Source organism: Natronomonas sp. (assembly GCF_028274965.1).
GTDB lineage: Archaea > Halobacteriota > Halobacteria > Halobacteriales > Haloarculaceae > Natronomonas.
In genome coordinates this window covers 41005-60418 of the sequence record NZ_JAQCNO010000071.1, presented here as the reverse complement: position 1 = coordinate 60418, position 19414 = coordinate 41005, and the positions used below count along the sequence as shown (strand labels likewise).

Sequence of the window (19414 nt, the reverse complement as noted above, 5' to 3'; positions counted from 1 at the left end):
CACAGACAATCATTCAGACGATTATGTCACAGCAGATGGGCAACCAGCCGATGATAGTCCTCTCCGAGGAGAGCCAGCGAACCTCCGGCCGCGACGCGCAGTCGATGAACATCACGGCCGGCAAGGCCGTGAGCGAGTCCGTACGGACGACGCTCGGGCCGAAAGGGATGGACAAGATGCTCGTCGACTCGACGGGCAACGTCGTCGTCACGAACGACGGCGTCACCATCCTCGGCGAGATGGACATCGAACACCCGGCGGCGAACATGATCGTCGAGGTCGCCGAGACACAGGAGGAGGAGGTCGGCGACGGGACGACGAGTTCCGTCGTCATCGCCGGTGAACTCCTCTCGCAGGCCGAGGACCTCCTCGAGCAGGACATCCACGCGACGGTTCTGGCCCAGGGGTACCGCCAGGCCGCCGCCGAGGCGAAGGACATCCTCGAGGACATCTCGATCGACGTCGAGGCCGACGACACCGAGATCCTCGAGTCCATCGCCTCGACGGCGATGACCGGCAAGGGCGCGGAGGCCTCGAAGGGCCTCCTCGCCGGTCTCGTCGTCGACGCCGTCCGCGCGGTTGCCGACGGCGACGACATCGACACGGACAACATCAAGATCGAGAAGGTCGTCGGCGGCGCCGTCGACGAGTCCGAACTCGTCGAGGGCGTCCTCGTCGGCAAGGAGCGTGTCCACGACAACATGCCCGCCCTCGTCGAGGACGCCGACATCGCGCTGCTCGACACGCCCATCGAGGTCAAGGAGACCGAGATCGACGCCGAGGTCAACGTCACCGATCCCGACCAGCTCCAGCAGTTCCTCGACCAGGAGGAACAGCAGCTCCGAGAGATGGTCGACAAGCTCGCCGAGGTCGGCGCGGACGTCGTCTTCTGCCAGAAAGGCATCGACGACATGGCCCAGCACTACCTCGCCCAGGAGGGCATCCTCGCGGTCCGCCGCGCGAAGAAATCCGACATGAAGGCGCTGGCCCGCTCGACCGGCGGCCGCGTCGTCTCCAACGTCGACGACATCACCACCGAGGACCTCGGCTTCGCCGGCTCGGTCACCCAAAAGCCGATCGCGGGCGACGAGAAGATCTTCGTCGAGGACGTCGAGGAGGCCCGCGCGGTCACGCTCATCCTCCGCGGCGGCACCGAACACGTCGTCGACGAGATCGAACGCGCGATCGAGGACTCCCTCGGCGTCGTTCGCACCACGCTCCAGAACGGCCAGGTGCTCCCCGGCGGCGGCGCCCCGGAGATCGCCCTCGCGCTCGGGCTCCGCGACTTCGCCGACTCCGTCGGCGGCCGCGAGCAGCTCGCCGTCGAGGCCTTCGCCGACGCCGTCGACGTCATACCGCGAACCCTCGCGGAGAACGCCGGGCTCGACCCGATTGACTCGCTCGTCGATCTCCGCAGCAAACACGCCGACGGCGACGACACCGCCGGCCTCGACGCCTACACCGGCGAGGTCATCGACATGGAGGGCGAGGGCGTCGTCGAACCCCTCGAAGTGAAGACGCAGGCCATCGAGTCCGCGACCGAGGCCGCCGTGATGATCCTCCGCATCGACGACGTCATCGCAGCGGGCGACCTCAAGGGCGGCAGTTCCGATGACGACGACGATGACGCCCCCGCGGGCGGCCCCGGCGGTGCCGGCGGTATGGGCGGCGGCATGGGCGGCATGGGCGGCGGTATGGGCGGCGGCATGGGCGGCATGATGTAACGCCGGCCGCGCTCGCTTCCCGCACCGATCCGCACCGACCGACGACCGACGACCGACGATCGATCCCGTCGTCTCGTTTTTTCGCCTTCTCGTCCCGTTGAGGCCTCCCATCCGCCGGAGGCGTCGCTCCCGGCGACGAAGCACAAAACCGGTGGGTCCCGACGCTCGATGCGGGTTTTTGTTGCGTTCGCGGACCCGCGGTGAGCGCTCCAATAGGGGGCCGACGCCGGGGACACCTCAACAGAACCGTCCCCGCCGGTGCGCTCACAGACTCGCGCGCTTGACCCGACGAGTGCGAGGGGAGGGATTCGAACCCACGGACCCCTACGGGAGCGGATCTTAAGTCCGCCGCCATTGTCCAGACTCGGCCACCCTCGCGCGCACGGCACTCGGTCGCCCCGGGACATGGGCGTTTCGGTCCGTTCTGTGCGACGCGGTCCGGCCCTACCAGTCGACGGAGAGCGCCCCGCTACCGTCGGGATCGGGCGCGATCTCCTCGTTCGTCCGCCGGTCGACGACGTGGATAACGCCGCGGTCCTTCTTCGCCGGACACGCCTCGGCCGCATCGACGTTGTGCGCCAGATCCGACTCGTCGAAGAAGTACACGGTCGGCTTGGCGATCCCGGTCGTGATGTCCATCTCCCAGTTCGCGGAGACCTCGGCGCACTTGCCGGCCGCGATGCACTTGTTCGCCTCGAAGATGATCTTGTAGGGGGCCTCCGCGACCGGCGGGGCGTCCCCCTCGCCGATCTCGCTCGGATCGATAGGGTTGTCGGGCATGTCCGTACTCGGCCGTCACCGGGCTTGTGTGTAACGGATACGCGCCGGCTCCCCGTCCTCGTTTCCGTCCCCGGTGTCGGCGCCGGTGTCTCCGTCACCGGACGCGATCAGTCGCCGCCAGCGACGGCGGGCGACCCCGCGGCGGCCTCGAGTTTCCGGAACCGATCCGGGCGACCGACCGCGTAGATCGTCTCGCCGGCGGCGATCGGCCGCCCCCGCGTCGGGATCGCAACGACGTCGCCGTCGAGAGCCCGCACGGCCACGACCGCAACGTCGAGCGCCCCGACGGGGCTGCCGACGAGTGCGCTCCCCTCGGCGACCGTCGTTGCGCCCATCGTCTCCTCGGCCGCCCGGAGTTTCGCGGCGAACTCCCGGTCGACCTTGGCCTCCAGCGGGAGTGTGACAAGCCGGTATCGCCGCCCCGTGTCCAGGCGCTTCGCGTCGGCCTCGTCGGTCACCACGGTGACGACGTCCCCGACGGCACCGCGGAGCTCCGCCGTCGTCACGCGCTTGGGCTCCGTCCCCGCGCCGGGATCGCCGTCCGTCCACACCTCGATCGAATCGCCCGGGCTCGCGTTGTTCGGCGGGTCGGCCTCGATCGCGACCGCCGCGCTCCCCGGCGGGAGCGTCACCCCGATCCCGGACTCGCGGGCGCCCAAGACGAGATACCCGACGGTGCCCTCCTCGTCGACGTCGACGTCGACGTGACCGACGCCGTAGTCGGTTCGGAGGCGCTCTTTGAGCCGGCTCCGGAGCTCCTCGACGGTCAACCGCCGCGGGAACACGAGCGTCTGGCCGGCGAGTTTCCCCTTCGTCGCGCCGTCGACGGGGTCGTATCCCTCCATGTCGCCGATCTCCTCGGGAACCTCGACCGTCGTCACGCGCCCGACCGTTCGCACGATGCGGCTCACGTCGCGATCGAGGCGGTCCCCGCCGGAGACGGCGAAAAGCCCCGCCCCGATCCGGTCGCCGAGGCGGCTCCCACCCACGGCCGCTCCGCCCGCGAAGACGAACGTGACCGTGTTGAATACGGCCGTCTGGACGGCCAACAGTTCGATGTCGCCGCCGATGACCTCCCCGAGCGCGCCCGCCGTGTTCAGATACAGCGCCACGACGCCGAGTCCGACGAGCACCGCCAGCCCGTCGGCGACGCGCTCGCCGGCGTACCACCGGTACAGGACACCGACGAGCCCCCCGGCGACGGCGGCGACGGCGACGAACACGATCGCCCTGGTGACGTCGAGCAGGAACGCCCCGAAGACGGTCGATCCCCCGAGGAGAACGCTCACGCGGCCACCCCCTCGAAGGCGTCGAGCGCGTCGCGTTTCCCGACGACGAAGAGCTCGTCGCCGGCCCGCAACTCGGCGCTCCCGCGGGGGGCGACGACCCAGCCGTCCGATCGCTTTATCGCCAACACCGCAACGCCGTGCGCCTCGCGGACGTCGGCGCGTCCGATCGTCGAGCCGACCAACGCGCCCGTCGGTCCCAGCGTCACCGTCCGGAACCGCTTGCCGGCCCGCCGGAGCATCGAAACGAGCTCGAACTCGCGTCTCGTCCCGCGGGCCAACACGACCACCTTCGCCCGGTCGACGCCGAGCAACTCGTCGGCGTTCGCCCGGTCGACCGCGACGGTCACCCGCCCGTTCCCGCCCGTCGCCGCCGGTGCCGGGGTCTGTGCGGCGGCTCCCGCGTCGCTCGGCGCTCCGCCGTCCGCCTTCGCCTCCGGTTTCGCCGCCCCCTCGCGCTCCGGGGACGATCTTGCGGCGATCACCGTCCCCGCGATCTCCGCGTCGTCCGCGACGACGAGCACCCGATCGCCGCGGGCGACCCCGGTCGGGACCAGTCCGTCGACCGACACGGCGCGCTTCCCGGTCGGAACGCGCTTGGAGACGCCCGACAGCGGCGGCGCGGCGACGACCGTCGCTCGGCCGTGATCGTCGATGCCGACCGAGACGTCCGCTAAGTCGAGTTCGGTCCGCAGGCGGTCGGCAAAGCGCGTCTCGAGCTCGGAGATCGGCAGGTCCGCCGGCAGCCGCCACTCGCCCGTTTCGATCTCCGCCCTCGTCGCCTCCGACAGCGGGGGATACCCCTCCATGTTGGCGACGCTGCCGACGACCTCGATCCGGACCTCCCCGCGGGAGCCGATCAGCTCGACGACGTCGCTCGAGAGGGTCCGATCGCGGATCGTTCCGAACGAGATCCGCTTGGGCATCGTCGCGCCCATCGCGTCCCCCTTCGAGTGCGCGTACAGCGAGAGCATCAGGACGACGATGAGCGCGATGACGACCCGAAGCCCCGACTCGAGCACCGCCGGGTCGTTCAGCGCCAACAGCCCGCCGTTGATCCCCGCAAGCGCCAACGCGAGGACGACGACGCCGAAGGCGGGGATCGAGACGCCGGTGACGTACTTGAACAGAAAGCCGAGCCCCCACGACACGAGCGCGGGAAGCATCCCCGTGAGCACGCCGAGATAGATCCCGAAGACGATCTCGACCGGAAGCGGCTGCGTCATGGCGGTACCGACACCGCCCCGGAATAAACTACTGTCGCCCGCCGGCGACCGGTTTCGCCGCTTCCGTGCGGTTCGGCTCCGGCGGTCCGGTCGGTGTCGCCTTGCCCCGCCCTGCCCCGCCTCGCCCGATACGACCCGACCCGGGGACGGTAGCGCCCCGACAACGATGCGTTATTGTCGCTCGGCCGGGAACTGCGGCCGATGGCGGGCCCCGAACCGAGAGAGCGACACGACGCCGACCGCTTCGCCCCCGTTCGAACGCGCGCGGCGGTCTTTCTGACCGCCCTCGTCGCGGTGCTCTCGATCGTCACCGGGATCGTCAACATCGGCTCGACGTCCGTCTCCGGCCCGCTCGCGGTGTACGTCCCCGAGATCGCGGCCCGGACGGCGGGGTTCACCGGGGCGATGACCGGCTTTCTGATGCTGTTGAGCGTGTACGGCCTCCGGCGCGGCTACCGGTCGGCGTGGTACTCGGCGATCGTGCTGCTGCCGATCACCGGGCTACAGGGGCTCGTCCAGTCCAGTCTCCTGTCGTTTCCGCTCGTCGCCGTGTCGGCGCTCGCCCTGCCGGCCGTCGGGATCAACCGTCGGTTCTTCGATCGGACCGTAGACCTCACGACGACCCAACTGGCGTCTCTCGCCGCCGTCGTCGGGGTGCAGGCGTACGGCACCGTCGGGACGTACGCCCTGCGCGAGGAGTTCAACCATGTCGACACGGTCCTCGACGCGTTCTACTTCACCCTCGTGACGGCCTCGACGGTCGGGTACGGCGACCTCACCGCGACGACGCAGATCGGCCGGCTCTTTTCGATGTCCGTCCTCTTTACCGGCGTCGCCAGCTTCGGCGTCGCCCTCGGAACGCTCCTCGGCCCGCTCATCGAAGCCCGCCTCGCGACCGCACTCGGAAACATGAACGACAAACAGCTCGACCTACTCGACGAACACTACATCGTCACCGGATACGGCGATCTCACGGAACCGATCCTCGAGAGCCTCGACGGAACCGACGTCGTCGTCATCGTCCGCGAGGAGGCGGACGCGAAACGGCTCCGCGACCGCGGCCACGAGGTCGTGACGGCCAACCCCAGCGACGAGGCCCCGCTCGAACTCGTCCGCATCGAACGCGCAAGGGCGCTCATCGTCGCGACCAACGACGACGCCCAGGACGCGATGGCGGTGCTGACGGCGAGGGAACTCAACCCCGGGCTGCGCATCGTCGCCGCGGCGACCGAACGCGAGAACGTCCGCAAGCTCCGCCGGGCGGGCGCGGACGTCGTGATGAGCCCGGCCGTTCTCGGCGGTCGCCTGCTCGTCGAATCGGCGTTCGGCAACGACAACCCCGAGCGCGTGATCGACCGGATCCTCGATACCGGCTCCGAGGGGCGACCGAACTGACAGGACGCCTCAGACGGCGGGCGACGCCGGCCAACGACGCGAGGCGGGCCGGTCTCACAGCGTCGCCGCGGCCTCAAGGGCGATCCGGATCGCGCGATCGACGTTGTTTTTCGCCTTCTCGGGGAGTTCGTCGTCGTCCGTCTCGCCCTTCTGTGTGCCCTCGATCAGGTTCCCGTCGACCGTACAGATCGCGCCGGCGGCGAGTCCCTTCCGGCGCGCGAGGGTAAACAGCGCCGCGGCCTCCATCTCCACGCAGAGCAACCCGGCGTCGGACCACGCCTCGACGTACTCGTCCGTCTCGGCGTAGTAGGCGTCGTCGGTCGCGATCGGCCCGACGTGGACCGGCGCGTTGCGCGTCTCCGCCGCCGCGACGAGCGCCGAGAGGGTTCCGTACTCCGCAACGGCCGGCACCGTCGCGTCCTCGTAGCGTTTCGTCGTCCCCTCGTCTTTGGCCGCGCCGGTCGCGACGACCGTGTCGCCGATCTCGATCCCCGGCTGTAAGGCTCCCGTCGTCCCCACCCGGATGAACGTCTCGGCGCCGACCGCGGCGAGTTCCTCGGCGGCGATGGCCGCCGAGGGTGACCCGATCCCCGTCGAACAGACCGTCACCGCGGACCCCTCGTAGGTCGCGTTGACGAGTTTGTACTCGCGGTTCTGTGCGATCGTCTCGGCGTCCTCGCAGTGCTCGGCGATCCGATCGACGCGCCCGGGATCGCCGGGCACCAACGCGACATCGGCCACGTCGCCCGGTTCGACGAGGAGGTGCGGCTGTTTCGCCATACCACACGTAGCCGCCGATGCGTTGAAAAGTCGGTCGGGTTCCGCGCGGCCGCCCCGGCCGCCTCGCGGTCCGATCAGAAGATGCTCGCCTGCCGGTAGACCGAGATCCCCTCGCCGGTGATCTCGTAGGGCTTGGTCTCTCTGGAGTGGTTCGCGTTCCGTATCTTCTGTATCTCGACTGCGAGCCGCGTCTCCTGGAACTCCGAGCGCACGTACTGCAGCACGAAGACCGCGTCCGTGAGGTACTCGATGATGCCGTACTTCGAGGTGTAGTCGTCCTCGTCGCTCGCCTCGCTCGTCACCATCGCCGTGACCCCGACCTGCTTGAGCGAGCGGGCGAACTCGAACACCTCCGTCCGGCGGCGCGACGGGGAGTCGTACATCATCTCGAGGAGCGACACCGAATCGAGGACGAGCCTGTCGGCATCGAAACGTTCGATGAGCCGCGGGAGGTCGTTCCCGATCGACCTGAGGCTGTTTGCCATCTCGACGGGGTCGAGATCGACGATCGCGAGGCGGTCGTCCTCGATGTACTCGTCGAAGGGCCACCCCTTCTCGACCGCCGCCTGCCGGATCGCCGACTCGGTCTCCTCGAGGGTGATGTAGATCCCCCGCTCGCCGTTGGCGATCCCGTACTGGAGGAACTGCAGCCCGAACGTGGTCTTTCCGGTTCCGGCCGACCCCATGGCGACCATGAGAGAGCGCTTCGGAACGCCGCCTTGGATCATCTCGTCGAGGCCCGTGATCCCGAGGTCCAACCGGGGGATGTCCGACTCGAACTCCTCGTCGAACCCCTCGTCGTCTCCGGCCGGATCGCCCCCCCCGCCGCCAGCGCTCGTGCCGGTGTCGAAGGCGGCTTCGAAGTCGTCCACCGACGGCTCGCCCCCCCCGCCGCCCGCGCTTGTGCCGGCGTCGAAAGCGGCCTCGAAGTCGTCCATCGACGGCTCGCCGCCTCCGCCACCCCCGCCGAACGGCGACTCCTCGGGTCCCGGCGTCGCCTCTTCGTCCGCGGGCTCCTCGGAGGGCTCGTCGCCCTCGAACCAGTCGTCGTCGCGCGCCTCTCTGTTCGGGGAATCCGATCCGCTCTCGAACCAGTCGTCGTCGCTCACGCTCTCACCCCGATCGACCGGCGCATGTCCCCGCGTTGGTCCCCCGGGGTCTTAACCCTGCGCCGGAGGTCGGATCGGACGGCGGCCGCCGAGGCGTCCGATCGCGGCCGCTCCGGGGGCTTTTCTCGCGGGCTGTCGAACGCCCCGGCGATGCATCTCGGCATCGTCGCCAAGCGGGACACGGAACGGGCCGTCGGCCTCGCCGACCGGATCCGCCGCAGCGTCGACGCGACCGTCTCAGTCGACGAGCTGACGGGGACCCGGCTTGGCGTCGACGGCCGCTCGGTCGGCGCGCTGTCGGCGTGCGATCTCGTCGTCTCGATCGGCGGCGACGGGACGTTCCTGTTCACCGCGCGGGAGGTCTCGCCGACGCCGATCATGGGCGTCAACCTGGGTGAGGTCGGCTTTCTGAACGCCGTCTCGCCGGACGACTGCGTCGAGGCCGTCCGCGCGGCAACAGAACGGCCCCGGGCCGGCGAGGCCGAACTCCAGGAGCTCCCGCAGATCCGGGCCTCCGGCGAGGACGGGGCCCGAACGGACGAGGAACGCGGGGAGGGCGTCTGGACGCTCCCGCCGGCGGTCAACGAGGTCGTCGTTCTCGGCCCCCAGCGCGGCCGGAACAACGGCCTCGACCTCGAGGTCCGCATCGACGGGGAGTCGTACTCCGAGGGGCACGCCGACGGGGTGCTCGTCTCGACGCCCGCGGGATCCAGCGCGTACAACCTCGGCGAAGGCGGCCCGCTCGTCCACCCCGACGTGTCGGCGCTCGTTGCGACCGAGATGTGCGCGGAAGGGTCGATGCCCTCGATCGCCGTCCCGACCGACTCGACGCTCCGCGTCCGGATCGAGGGCCCCGACCACGCGTTCGTCGTCGCCGACGGCCGCTCCCGCGAGCGGGTTACCCCTCCGACGACGGTGCGTCTCGCGTTGGCGGCCGACCCCGTCCGGGTCGCCGGCCCCCGCCTGGATTTCTTTGCGGCGCTCGGAAAGCTCGAATAAGACCGACGCCGCCGGGGGCCTGCCACTTCCGAAAGCCCTAATCCCCGCCGCACTCATTTAAGTAATTAATGAGTCAGCAGTTGCCGGACGTACAAGCCGCCAGCCCGGATGTCAGCGTCGGTCTCGATCGCGTCGGGGTGACGGGGGTGGAAAAGCTCGTCAAGCTCCACCGCGACGGGGATCGCCCGATCGTCCTGATGGCCGACTTCGAGGTGTTCGTCGACCTGCCCAGTTGGCGGAAGGGCGCGGACATGAGCCGGAACATGGAGGTCGTCGACGAGATGCTCGAGGACGCCGTCTCCGAACCCGCACTCCGCGTCGAGGACGTCTGTGGCGACGTCGCCGAACGGCTCATCGAGAAACACGACTACACGACGCGGGCGAAGGTCCGGATGGAGGCGGAGTACGTGATCCGCGAGGAGACCCCGGCCACGGGGCGCCCGACGCAGGCGACGGCCGACATCATCGCGTCGGCGACTGCCCACGAGGACGGCACCACGCGCGAGGAGATCGGCTGTCACGTCGTGGGCATGACCGTCTGTCCCTGCTCGCAGGGGATGAGCGAGTCCCGGGCCAGGGACGTCCTCCGAGACCTCGACGTCGAACGGGAGACGGTAGACGAGTTCCTCGCCGCGGTCCCGCAGCCGGGACACTCACAGCGGGGCCACGCGACCCTGACAGTCGAGACGGACGGCGATCCGATCGTGGACCTCAACCGGCTCATCGACATCGCCCGCGACTCGATGAGCGCGCGCATCTACAACCTCGCAAAGCGGCCCGACGAGGATCACATGACCTTCGACAGCCACAGCGACGCGAAGTTCGTCGAGGACTGCGTCCGGTCGATGGCCGAGGGGATTGTCGAGGCCTACCCGGGGCTCTCCGAGGACGCCGTCGTCCGGATGGAGCAGTCCAACGACGAATCGATCCACCAACACAACGCCCACGCCGAGCGCGTCGCCGAGTTCGGACAGCTCGAAACCGAGGTCAACGGCGAGTAGCCGGTCACGCCCTCGGGAGTCCGATGGCGACGACGTTACGACTGTCCGCGTCGTCGCGGCGAAACGAGAGCGTCCCCCGCAGATATCGACGGCCCAGTACACGAGCGACAGCCCCAGTCCAGCCCCGTGGCAGACGGCGCTCGGACCGCTGTCCGCAAAGAGCGGCTCCGTCTCGTTGCCGGGGATCGGCGGCCCGTTGTCCCGGATCCGGATCGACGCCGCGGTCCGATCCGATTCGACGCCGATCGCTATCGAGGCCGGGTACGCCGGACGGTGGTACACGTCCTCCGACCGGCTCGGTTCTCGAAACGGCGCCGCCGCCGGCACTCGAAACGGCCGCGTCCGGAGCGCCTCGACGCCCCGGTTCGCGGATCGAACCGAACCGAACCGAGCCGAGCCGGACCGATCCCGCCTACGTTTCAGGCGCCGGACCGTCCGCGGCGCGTTCGAGCAGCTCCTTGGGCGTTCCCGCCGGATCGCTCCGCTCGCCGCTCCGGACGGCGACCGCGTCGTCTCTGTCCTCCGGAACGACGACCTTCTCGTGGTCGGCGATCCGCAGCGCCGCCCGGTGGAGATCGCTCCCGGCCGGCGGCGTCCGGACCACGAGCGGGTCGTACACGGCGCGGGCGCACGCGGCCGCATACCCCGCCGCCTCGACGCCCATCCGGTCGTACGCGCCGGCGAACGCGCCGAGGGCGTCGTTCGCGGCGCTCTCATAGCGTTCCTCCCCGGTCAGCGCCGCGAGATCCAACAGCGCGTCGGCCATCTCGGCGTTCGTCCCGAGGGGGTAGAGCGGTCGATCGAGCAGTCCGGCGCCGCCCGGGGTTCCGTCCCGGAAGGCTCCGTCGGCCGCGACGAGCCGATCGATCGCGTCGTCGGCGATCGCCCGCGCCGGTCCGAGCCACCCGTCGGGTCCGGTCACCTGCGCGGCGGCGCTCAGCCCCGACAACAGTCGCGCGTGGTCCGCGAGCAGCCCGGTCTCGCTTCCCTCGCCGTCGAAGCGCGCGATCCGGCCGTCCTCGACGAGCGTCCCGAGGACGCGTTCGAGCGCGCGCTCGGCGTACCGCGACGCCGACCCGTGGTCCGTGACCGCGGCGAACCGGAACAGCGCCTCGGCGGCCATCCCGTTTCTGTCGGCGAGCACGGTCCCGTCCACGTGCGGGGGGTCTGCGTCCTCTCTGTCCGAGGGCTCGAGGGTGTAGTACTCGCTTGCGGCCTGACTCGCCGCGAACGCCTCGCCCGTCCAGGCGGTCGTCGTCAGGTACTCGACGGTCCGCTCGGCGGTGTCGCGGTAGGACTCCTCGCCGGTGTAGAGATACCCCGCGGTGAACGCCCGAACGAGCGCGGCGTTCTCGTCGGTCAGCTTCTCGCGGTGCGGTTCCCCCCAGCGTCTGGTCTCGGCGAACCGGTAGAACCCGCCGTCGTACGTGTCGAGGAGGTGCGTCCGGATCGCCTCGAGCGTCCGCGTCCCCCGCGGTCGGTCGCGTTTGAGCGCGAACTCGACGGTCTCCGGCAGCGGGAACTTCGCGTCCGATCCCCACCCGCCGTACTCGCCGTCGAACGCCGCCGCGATCTGTTCGACCATGTGCGCCTCGACGTCGGCGGTCACCTCGCCGGAGGGGGCGTCGTCCTCGGCGACCGACCGGGGGATCCGCCCGGCGGCCTCGCCTTTTGCGTCCCACGTGGCCCGGACGCTGTCGAGTATCTGCCGGAACCCGTCCGGACCGAGGTACGTGGCCCCCGAGAGGACGTTCCCCTCGGGCGTCAGAAACACCGTCGTCGGGAACCCGCCCATGTTGTACCGCTCGCGGATCCGGGGGTGTCTGTCGACGTCGACGCGGACGGGGACGAAACTCTCGCCGACGTTCGCCGCGAGCTTCGGCTCGGAGTAGGTGCGTTCGTCCATCCGCGCACACCACTCACACCACGGCGCGGTCAGCGAACACAACACGGGTTTGCCGGCCCGCGCGGCGGCCTCGAAGGCCGCCTCGTTCCACGCGTGCCAATCGACGAGCGTTCCGTCGCGGAAAGTCATACCGTGTGTTTCGATGGCAGCGACGAAAGGGCTTCGACCCGCGCCGCGGCGTCACCCGTCCCCGCTCAACACCAGGCTCTTGAGGATGTCCCCGTAGGCCGGCCGCGTGATGAGCACGCCGATGAGCACGCCGACGATGGTGACGATGGCGAACCCCTGGAGGTCGCCGAGCGAGAGGACCGCGAGCGGCGACATCGCGATGATCGTCGTCGCGGCCGCGGCCCCGATGACCCAAAACGCCTTGCGGAACCGCGAGTCGAACACCCGGGAGGTGCTGACGTCGCCCTGTTGCATGACCTCGTCGGCGATTATCACGAGGTCGTCGACCCCGGTGCCGATGACGGCGATGAACCCCGCGATGTGCGACAGATCCAACGGCAGGCTCACCGCCACCGCGAAGCCCAGGAGGATGTACACCTCGGCGGCGGCGGTCAGAAGCATCGGCGCGGCGACCTCGAACTTGCGGTACCGGAAGAACACCACGAGCGCGACCGCCAACACCGCGGTCACGCCGGTCAGAAGCGACAGCGGCTTGAACTGCTCGGCGAGACTCGGCAGCAAGAAGAACGACGTCCCGCGGTTCTCAATGTCGAGTTCGGTCCGGAGCGCGCCGGTCCGCATGTTGATCTCGAGGTCCCGGGCGTCCTCGAAGGTCGTCGTCGTCGTCCGGTAGGAGGGGTCCTCGTCGAAGGCGCCGCTCTCGAAGGACGACGCCAGGCCGGGGGCGACGCCGGCGGCGAAGACGACCTCGCCGTCGAGCACGGTCAACAGACACCGGCCCGGATCATCGTCGGTGTTCTCCTCGAGGGACCGCTCGAGGTCGTACCCACACCGGGTGCCGCCGTCCCTGGCGAACCCGTTTGCCCGCATCGCGTCGCCGAACCGCGCGCCGGCCTCCTCGTTGAGCGTGATCGGAACGAACGTCTCGCCCTGCCGTTGGGTGGCCTGGCCGATGCCGGACAACTCGCTTTGATCGAGGAGCGACTGCACCTCGTAGCCCCCGTCTTCGGTGGGGTACAGCGCCTGGACCTCGACCTGTCCGCGATCCCCGATGAGGTCGATGACCTCGGTCCGGGTGGCACCGGGGACCTCGACGACCATGAACTGCCGGCCGGGGGCCGAGACCTGCGAGGCCGTCCCCCCGCCGAGACCGCGCTCCCTGAGCCGCTGGTTGAGGACGTCCTCGACCCCGTTGCGGGTGTCTTGGGTCACGCCCAGCCGGACGTCCTCCTCGGTCGTCTCGTAGCCCGCTTCGGTGAGTCCGCCGGCGAACTCGGCGCGCGTCGTGTTGCCGACCTCGCTGTCGTCGAACACCTCGACGGTCCCGCTCTCGGCGTCGGCGCGTACGTCCCCCGGCCCGAGGCCGAGTTCCTCCCGTAGCGTCGTCTCGATGTCGCGTTCGGCGTCCGGCCCGAACTCGAGGCCGTCGACCGTCATCCCGACGAAGGGGGCACGGACCTGCGTCCCCCCGGAGAGTTCGAGCCCGAACTCGAGGTTCGTGTACCGCGATTCGGCCGCGTTCCCCTCGCCGTCCTCGGCGGGTCCGAGAACGCCGCGGTTCTCGCCGTAGGGGGCAAAGAGAACGACCGTGCTGACGAGCACGAACCCGACGAGCAGCCAGATGCGCCAGTGTTCTCTGATCCGGAGTTTCATTTCCCGATCCCCTCGTACTTGTAGTACCGAAGCAGGCTCACGTTGAGGAGGTACGTGTTCATCAGGTCGGCGAGCAGCCCGAAGACCAACACGAGGCCGACGTCGGGCAACAGCGGGATGCCGAGCAGCGAGGAGACCGCCGTCATGACGATCATCGCCGAGATCGACGTGACGGTCATCGTCACCCCCGTCCGCATCGCGCGGGCCGTCGAGGTGTAGAAATCACCGTGCCGCCTGAGGACGTGGTTGTTCAACAGGAGATCAGAGTCGACGGAGTACCCGATGAGCATCAACAGCGCCGCGACGGTCCCGAGGGTCAACTCGATCCCGAACAACTGCATCAGCGCGAGCGGGATCGCGATGTCGGAAAACGCCGACGCGATGACGGCGATCGACGGGACGAACGTCCGGAACAACAGCGCGACGAGCGCCGCCATCCCGCCGAAGGCGACCGCCAGGCCGAAAAGCGCCTGCCGCTGTGAGTCGTCGGCGAAACTCGCCGACCGCTCGCCCTCCTGTTGGATCTCGTAGCCGGCCGCCTCGGCCTGGGCGACGAGGTCGTCGAGGCTCTCGTAGTTCCCCGCCTGGAACTCGACGATGTACGTGTTGCTCGTCGGGGACCCGACCGGCGTTATCGACTCGACCGGCTCGGCGAACTGCGATTCGATCTCCGCCTGGGAGTCGGTCGTCTCGATCTGGATCTCCGCGCCGCCGGTGAACTCGATACCGGGTGCGACCGGCGTTCCGGTCGCGACGGTCCCGGCGGCGAGCACGGCGAGTGCGACCGCCAACAGGACGAGCGGGACCGCGACCAACTGCCTGTTGGTGTACTTCGTGTAGTCGACCTCCGGTACCGACGCGTCCATGGGTGCCGATGTGAATGCCCCCCGAATAAGGGTTGTCGTTCGCGTATCGCGGACGCCGCGGCGCCGGGCGTCAGCGTCGGGTCCGCCCTCCCGCCGGCTCCGCTCCGTTCTGTCCTCGCTTCCGTCCTGGCCTCGGCCCCGACCCTGGCCCGCGAACGGCTCACTCCTCGACGACGATCGCGCCGACCATCCCCTTCGACTCGTGGGGGATACAGAGGTAGTCGTAGCGCCCCGGCACCGAGAACGTGTGCTCGTAGGTGCCTCCCGGCGGGATGTTGCCGCTCCCCCGGGCGCTCCACGCCTCGCGGGCCGCTTCGAGGTTCTCGTGTCCACCCGAGGCGAAGTACGCCGCCGCCTCCGGGATCGCGCTCTCGTACGCGGAGACCGTATGCCCCCGGGAGCCGTTGTTCCCCCAGACGACGGTCTCGCCGCGCTCGATCTCGTACACCTCCGGCAGGAAGGCGTTCGCCGACATCCCGACGTCGAAGTCGTCCTCGCTGAGCCCGCCGATACTGAGGCCACCGAGACACCCCGACAGCGAGGCCACCGCGGCGGCGCCTCCGACCCTCAGAAACGCCCGTCGGTCCATACGAACGGTTGGCGCCGAGCCGGCATATGCCCCGCGGTTCCGGACGGAAGCGAACGTACTAAGACGGCACTCGCCGATCGCCCAAGCCATGCAGCCGCGGTTACTCGGGCAGTTGGGGCTTGCTGACGTCGTGACGGTGGCGAACGCCGGGCTCGGGTTCGTCGCGGCCGCCGTCGCCGTCGTAGACCCCGGACTGGCCGCGCGGCTGGTGCTCGTCGCCGCGATCGCCGACGGGATCGACGGCGTCCTCGCCCGGGTCCGGGGCGGGACGGTCGTGGGCCCGCATCTTGATTCGCTCGCCGACGTCGCCTCCTTCGGCGTCGCGCCCGCTGTCCTCGTGTACGCGGTCGCGACCGGCGGGGGGTACGCCGAGCTCGGGTCGCTCTGGGCGGCGGCCGCAGTCGGGGTCCCCGCGGTGTACGTCGCGATGGCGGTCGTACGCTTGGGGTTCTACACGCTTCACGACAGCGGCGACCCCAACACCGAGGGCGTTCAGACGACGCTGGCGGCGACGATCATCGCCGCGGCGTACCTCTCGGGGCTCACCGACCCGACCGCGCTCGTCGGGCTGACAGCGGTGTTCTGTTATCTGATGATCGCCTCGGTCACCTACCCCGATCTCTACGCCCGCGACGCGCTGATACTCGGCGGGCTCCAGTCTCTGGCGGTCCTGTTTCCGACCGTCTGGAGCCGCGTGCTCCCGCGTTCGCTCCTGGCGTTCGCGCTCGCGTACCTCCTCTTTGCGCCCGTGGCGTACTGGCGCGACCCGTGAGACGCCCCTTTTTATCCCCTGTCCTCCGTTGTTTTCGTCGGCTCGGCGTGCGGCCCGCGCCCCGACCGCCCGGCCCCCGACTCGAATGGAAACCCTCTTTGATCGCTCCGTCCGACCGTACGGCATGACCAACGGGGACGACGAAGCGACGGCCGACGCCGACTCCGCACCCGACACCGATACCGAGGCCCCCGCCGACGGGGACGAGAGCGGGGACGGGAACGGAGATGAAAGCGGAAGCGCGCCCGCTCCCGACGCCGACGTCGAGGCGTTCGAGGCCCGCCTTGAGGACCTCGAAGCGGCCCTCGAGGCCGCCGACACCGAGGCCGATCTGGACGACCTCGAGGCCGAAGCCGACGCCTTTGCCGCCGACCTCGACGCGGCGACGTTTCCCGTCCCCGAACCGGAGAGCGACGAGGACGGCGAAGCGGACGGAGACGGAGACGAGGACGAGGCGGAGCCGACAGACCCCAAAGAGCCACTCGAATCGCGCCTCGAGGACCTCAGAGACGGGATCGAAACCGAACGCGGCCCCTACGGAACGGACGTTCAGGCCGAGGCGAGCGATGCGGCCGGTCTGGTCCGCGAGACGCGGTGGACGCGCGACGGCAAACCCGCCGTCAGGGACGCGACCGAGACGTTCCTATCGGGGGCGAGCGCCGAACTCGGGGAGACGTTCGCGCTTCCGGAGGACGAGGACACCGACGCGGTGGCCGACGCGATCGATGCGGTCGGTCGAACGGCCGCCGACGGCCGTCTCGATCCCGACGCGGACGCCGATGCGATCGCCGCTCTCCTCGACGCCGTCGAAACGCTCGGGTCGGCGCTCGAGGCGGCCGAGGAGTGGGACGACCTCGAGACCGAAGAACAGCTCCAGCGCGAGGGGTTCTACGACCGCCTCTCCCCCGAAAACCGGAAGGACTTCCCGCCGGAGTTGGGCGTCGTCCGCGTCGCCGAGGCCGAAAACGACCCCGAGCGGATACTCATGGCGCTTGAGGCGCTGGGCTCGGAGTTCATGGAGGAAAACTGCATCGACGCGCTCCGCCGACTGGGGCCGGAGGCCGCCCTCGAACCAATGTTAGAACTCGCGAACAGACGCGACCGCGGCGCGATCGAGGTGCTCGGGAAGATCGGCGACGAGCGGGCCGTCGACACGCTCACCGAGTTCGTCGACAGCGGCAACCCGCCCCTCCAGAAGGTCACGATCCGGGCCCTCGGGGAGATCGGAAGCACCGACGCGAGCCAGGCGGTCGCGAACGCGCTGCGGGACGACAGCGCCGAGATCCGCTCGATCGCCGCGCGGGCGCTCGGCCTCATCGGCGACACGCGGGCGATCGAACCGCTCTCCGAGCTGTTGGCCGACGGGACGGAAGCCGACGAGGTGCGCGGTTCGGCCGCGTGGGCGCTCGTCCGGATCGGGACCGAACGCGCGCTTTCGGCCGCCGCCGAGTACGACGACGACCGCGCCTACACCGTCCAACGGGAAGCGGAGATCGCCCGCGACGCGGCGGCCTAACCCCCCGCCTTTTTATACCATACCGGAACCAGCGACCGTGTGTCGACGCTCCGCCCCGCCGTCATCGCTCTCGTCGTGCTCCCGGTCGCCATCGGGGTCGCCTCCGGCGTCACGGTCGCTGCGACGCCCGCACCAGCCGACGCGACGCCCGCAGCGACACCGGCGAACGCGCCGAACGCATCGACCGCGACGCTCGTCGCCGCGTACCCAAACCCCGTCGCCGACGGCGACCCCGGCGAGTTCGTCGCCATCCGTTTCGAGACCCCGACGAACGTCTCCGGGTGGACGCTCACCGACGGCGAAACGACCGCCGAGTTCCCCGACCGGACCCTTGAGGGAACGGTCGCCGTCTCGATCCGGCCGGCGGACGCGCGGGCACACACCCCACACCCCGTCGTTCCGCTCTCCGGTCGGCTCCGGTTGGCCGACGGCGGCGACCGGCTCGAACTCCGGGCGGGCGATCGGACGGTTTCGAGCGCGCGGTACCGCAACGCCCCGGAGTCCGAACGCCGCGATTTCGTCGCCGGGACCTGGAGTCCGATCGGATCGACGGGGTACGAACCGGTCCGGGCCGACGCCGACGACGCCCGCGTGTTCGTCCTCCCGGACGCGCCGAACGCGGTGCTCAAGGGGATACGGGCGGCCGACGAGCGGGTCCTCCTCGGCGGGTACACGTTCAGTTCCGAACGGATCGAGGCGGCGCTGTTGGAGGCGGCCGCCGACGGCGTCGACGTCCGGGTGCTCTTGGACGGCGCCCCGGTCGGCGGGGTGAGCGACCGACAGGCCCGGACGCTGGGGCGGTTGGCCGACGGCGGCGTCGACGTTCGACTGCTGAGCGGCCCCCACACCCGGTACCGCCACCACCACCCGAAGTACGTCGTCGCAGACGACCGCGCGATCGTCTCGACCGAGAACTTCAAACCGGCGGGGACCGGCGGGATGTCGAGTCGGGGATGGGGCGTCACCCTGGAGAACGACCGCATCGCCGACGCGCTCGGCGCGCTCCACCGGGACGATCGGACGTGGCGGGCCGCGACACCGTGGGAGGAGTACCGGCAAGGCCGGACGTTCGCCGAGGCCGACCCCGCACTCGGGGAGTACGACACCGAGTACGAACCCGACCGCGTCGCTATCGACGCCGCCTCGCTGCTCGTCGCGCCCGACAACGCCGCGGCCGCGCTCGTCGGGCGGATCGACGCGGCCGACGACCGGATTCTCGTCCAACAGGTCCGGATCGGTAGCCGGGACAACCGGCTCCTTCGGGCGGTGCTCGAGGCGGCCTCCCGCGGCGTCCGCGTCCGGATCCACCTCGGCGGAAGCTGGTACGTCAGAGAGGACAACGACGCGCTCGCGGCGTGGCTCAACGGCCGCGCCTCGGAGGCGGGGTGGGACCTCGAGGCGCGGGTCGACGAGGCCGACAACTACGAGAAGATCCACACGAAGGGCGTCATCGTCGACGACACGGCCGTGGTCGGCAGCCTCAACTGGGACGCATCGGCGCAGTCGAACAACCGCGAGGTACTCGTCGCCCTCGAGGGGCCCGAGGCGGCGGCCTACTACGCCACGGTCTTCGAGGGCGATTGGGACAGCGGCGACGGCAACGACAGACCGCTTCCGGCCGGGATCCTCGCCGCCGCCGCGGCCGCCACGGCCGCAGCGTTGCTGTTGGTCCGTCGTATCGGG

Annotated in this window: 15 protein-coding genes, 1 tRNA gene and 1 pseudogene; 7 read left to right on the top strand and 10 right to left on the bottom strand. The window is 70.0% G+C overall.

The genetic code is table 11. From position 1 onward, the window contains the following. The first annotated feature begins 35 nt into the window (after positions 1–35). A complete protein-coding gene (thsA, locus tag Q0916_RS11555) occupies positions 36–1724 on the top strand; it encodes a thermosome subunit alpha (RefSeq protein ID WP_299237513.1) in 1689 nt (562 codons plus the stop codon). Positions 1725–2017: 293 nt separating this feature from the next. Here thsA and Q0916_RS11550 read toward each other — a convergent pair. From Q0916_RS11550 to Q0916_RS11535, 4 genes are all read right to left on the bottom strand, one after another. Continuing rightward, a tRNA-Leu gene (locus tag Q0916_RS11550) sits at positions 2018–2102 on the bottom strand. A gap of 66 nt (positions 2103–2168) precedes the next feature. After that, a complete protein-coding gene (locus Q0916_RS11545; protein ID WP_299237421.1) occupies positions 2169–2504 on the bottom strand; it encodes a ferredoxin in 336 nt (111 codons plus the stop codon). Positions 2505–2611: 107 nt separating this feature from the next. Then, positions 2612–3793, bottom strand: coding sequence for a TrkA C-terminal domain-containing protein (locus Q0916_RS11540; protein WP_299237420.1), 1182 nt, complete (start codon positions 3791–3793; stop codon positions 2612–2614). Continuing rightward, a complete protein-coding gene (locus Q0916_RS11535; protein ID WP_299237419.1) occupies positions 3790–5016 on the bottom strand; it encodes a potassium channel family protein in 1227 nt (408 codons plus the stop codon). The genes Q0916_RS11540 and Q0916_RS11535 overlap by 4 nt, the downstream gene beginning before the upstream one ends. 201 nt (positions 5017–5217) lie before the next feature. Between Q0916_RS11535 and Q0916_RS11530 the strand changes: the two genes are divergently transcribed. Next, the gene (locus tag Q0916_RS11530; protein ID WP_299237418.1) at positions 5218–6411 is read left to right on the top strand and encodes an NAD-binding protein; all 1194 of its coding nucleotides are present in this window, start codon (positions 5218–5220) and stop codon (positions 6409–6411) included. A gap of 54 nt (positions 6412–6465) precedes the next feature. Here Q0916_RS11530 and Q0916_RS11525 read toward each other — a convergent pair whose 3' ends face one another. Both Q0916_RS11525 and Q0916_RS11520 read right to left on the bottom strand, forming a co-directional pair. Next, positions 6466–7191 carry a nucleoside phosphorylase gene (locus Q0916_RS11525; RefSeq protein ID WP_299237417.1) on the bottom strand — a complete coding sequence of 242 codons (726 nt, stop codon included), beginning with the start codon at positions 7189–7191 and terminating at the stop codon, positions 6466–6468. Positions 7192–7265: 74 nt separating this feature from the next. Further along, on the bottom strand, positions 7266–8300 hold the full coding sequence (locus Q0916_RS11520; protein ID WP_299237416.1) for a KaiC domain-containing protein: 1035 nt from the start codon (positions 8298–8300) through the stop codon (positions 7266–7268). Between the two features lie 150 nt (positions 8301–8450). On the opposite strand from Q0916_RS11520, the gene Q0916_RS11515 reads away from it, so the two are divergent. Both Q0916_RS11515 and mptA read left to right on the top strand, forming a co-directional pair. Continuing rightward, a complete protein-coding gene (locus tag Q0916_RS11515) occupies positions 8451–9299 on the top strand; it encodes an NAD(+)/NADH kinase (protein WP_299237415.1) in 849 nt (282 codons plus the stop codon). A 68-nt stretch (positions 9300–9367) separates the two neighbouring features. Continuing rightward, on the top strand, positions 9368–10300 hold the full coding sequence (mptA, locus tag Q0916_RS11510) for a GTP cyclohydrolase MptA (RefSeq protein WP_299237414.1): 933 nt from the start codon (positions 9368–9370) through the stop codon (positions 10298–10300). A 412-nt stretch (positions 10301–10712) separates the two neighbouring features. Here mptA and Q0916_RS11505 read toward each other — a convergent pair whose 3' ends face one another. From Q0916_RS11505 to Q0916_RS11490, 4 genes are all read right to left on the bottom strand, one after another. Continuing rightward, entirely contained in the window at positions 10713–12335 is a 1623-nt protein-coding gene (locus tag Q0916_RS11505) for a DUF255 domain-containing protein (RefSeq protein ID WP_299237412.1), read from the bottom strand. A gap of 51 nt (positions 12336–12386) precedes the next feature. Continuing rightward, on the bottom strand, positions 12387–13988 hold the full coding sequence (locus Q0916_RS11500) for a preprotein translocase subunit SecD (RefSeq protein ID WP_299237411.1): 1602 nt from the start codon (positions 13986–13988) through the stop codon (positions 12387–12389). Then, complete coding sequence (gene secF / locus Q0916_RS11495) at positions 13985–14854, bottom strand: protein translocase subunit SecF (RefSeq protein WP_299237410.1); 870 nt, start codon at positions 14852–14854, stop codon at positions 13985–13987. The genes Q0916_RS11500 and secF overlap by 4 nt, the downstream gene beginning before the upstream one ends. A 160-nt stretch (positions 14855–15014) precedes the next feature. Further along, positions 15015–15443, bottom strand: coding sequence for a plastocyanin/azurin family copper-binding protein (locus tag Q0916_RS11490; protein ID WP_299237409.1), 429 nt, complete (start codon positions 15441–15443; stop codon positions 15015–15017). Between the two features lie 88 nt (positions 15444–15531). Between Q0916_RS11490 and Q0916_RS11485 the strand changes: the two genes are divergently transcribed. From Q0916_RS11485 to Q0916_RS12170, 3 genes and pseudogenes are all read left to right on the top strand, one after another. Next, positions 15532–16215 carry a protein sorting system archaetidylserine synthase gene (locus tag Q0916_RS11485; RefSeq protein ID WP_299237408.1) on the top strand — a complete coding sequence of 228 codons (684 nt, stop codon included), beginning with the start codon at positions 15532–15534 and terminating at the stop codon, positions 16213–16215. Positions 16216–16339: 124 nt separating this feature from the next. Then, positions 16340–17731, top strand: coding sequence for a HEAT repeat domain-containing protein (locus Q0916_RS11480; RefSeq protein ID WP_299237407.1), 1392 nt, complete (start codon positions 16340–16342; stop codon positions 17729–17731). A gap of 39 nt (positions 17732–17770) precedes the next feature. Further along, a pseudogene (locus Q0916_RS12170) lies at positions 17771–19303 on the top strand (phospholipase D-like domain-containing protein); the annotation flags it as partial. Positions 19304–19414 lie beyond the last annotated feature (111 nt).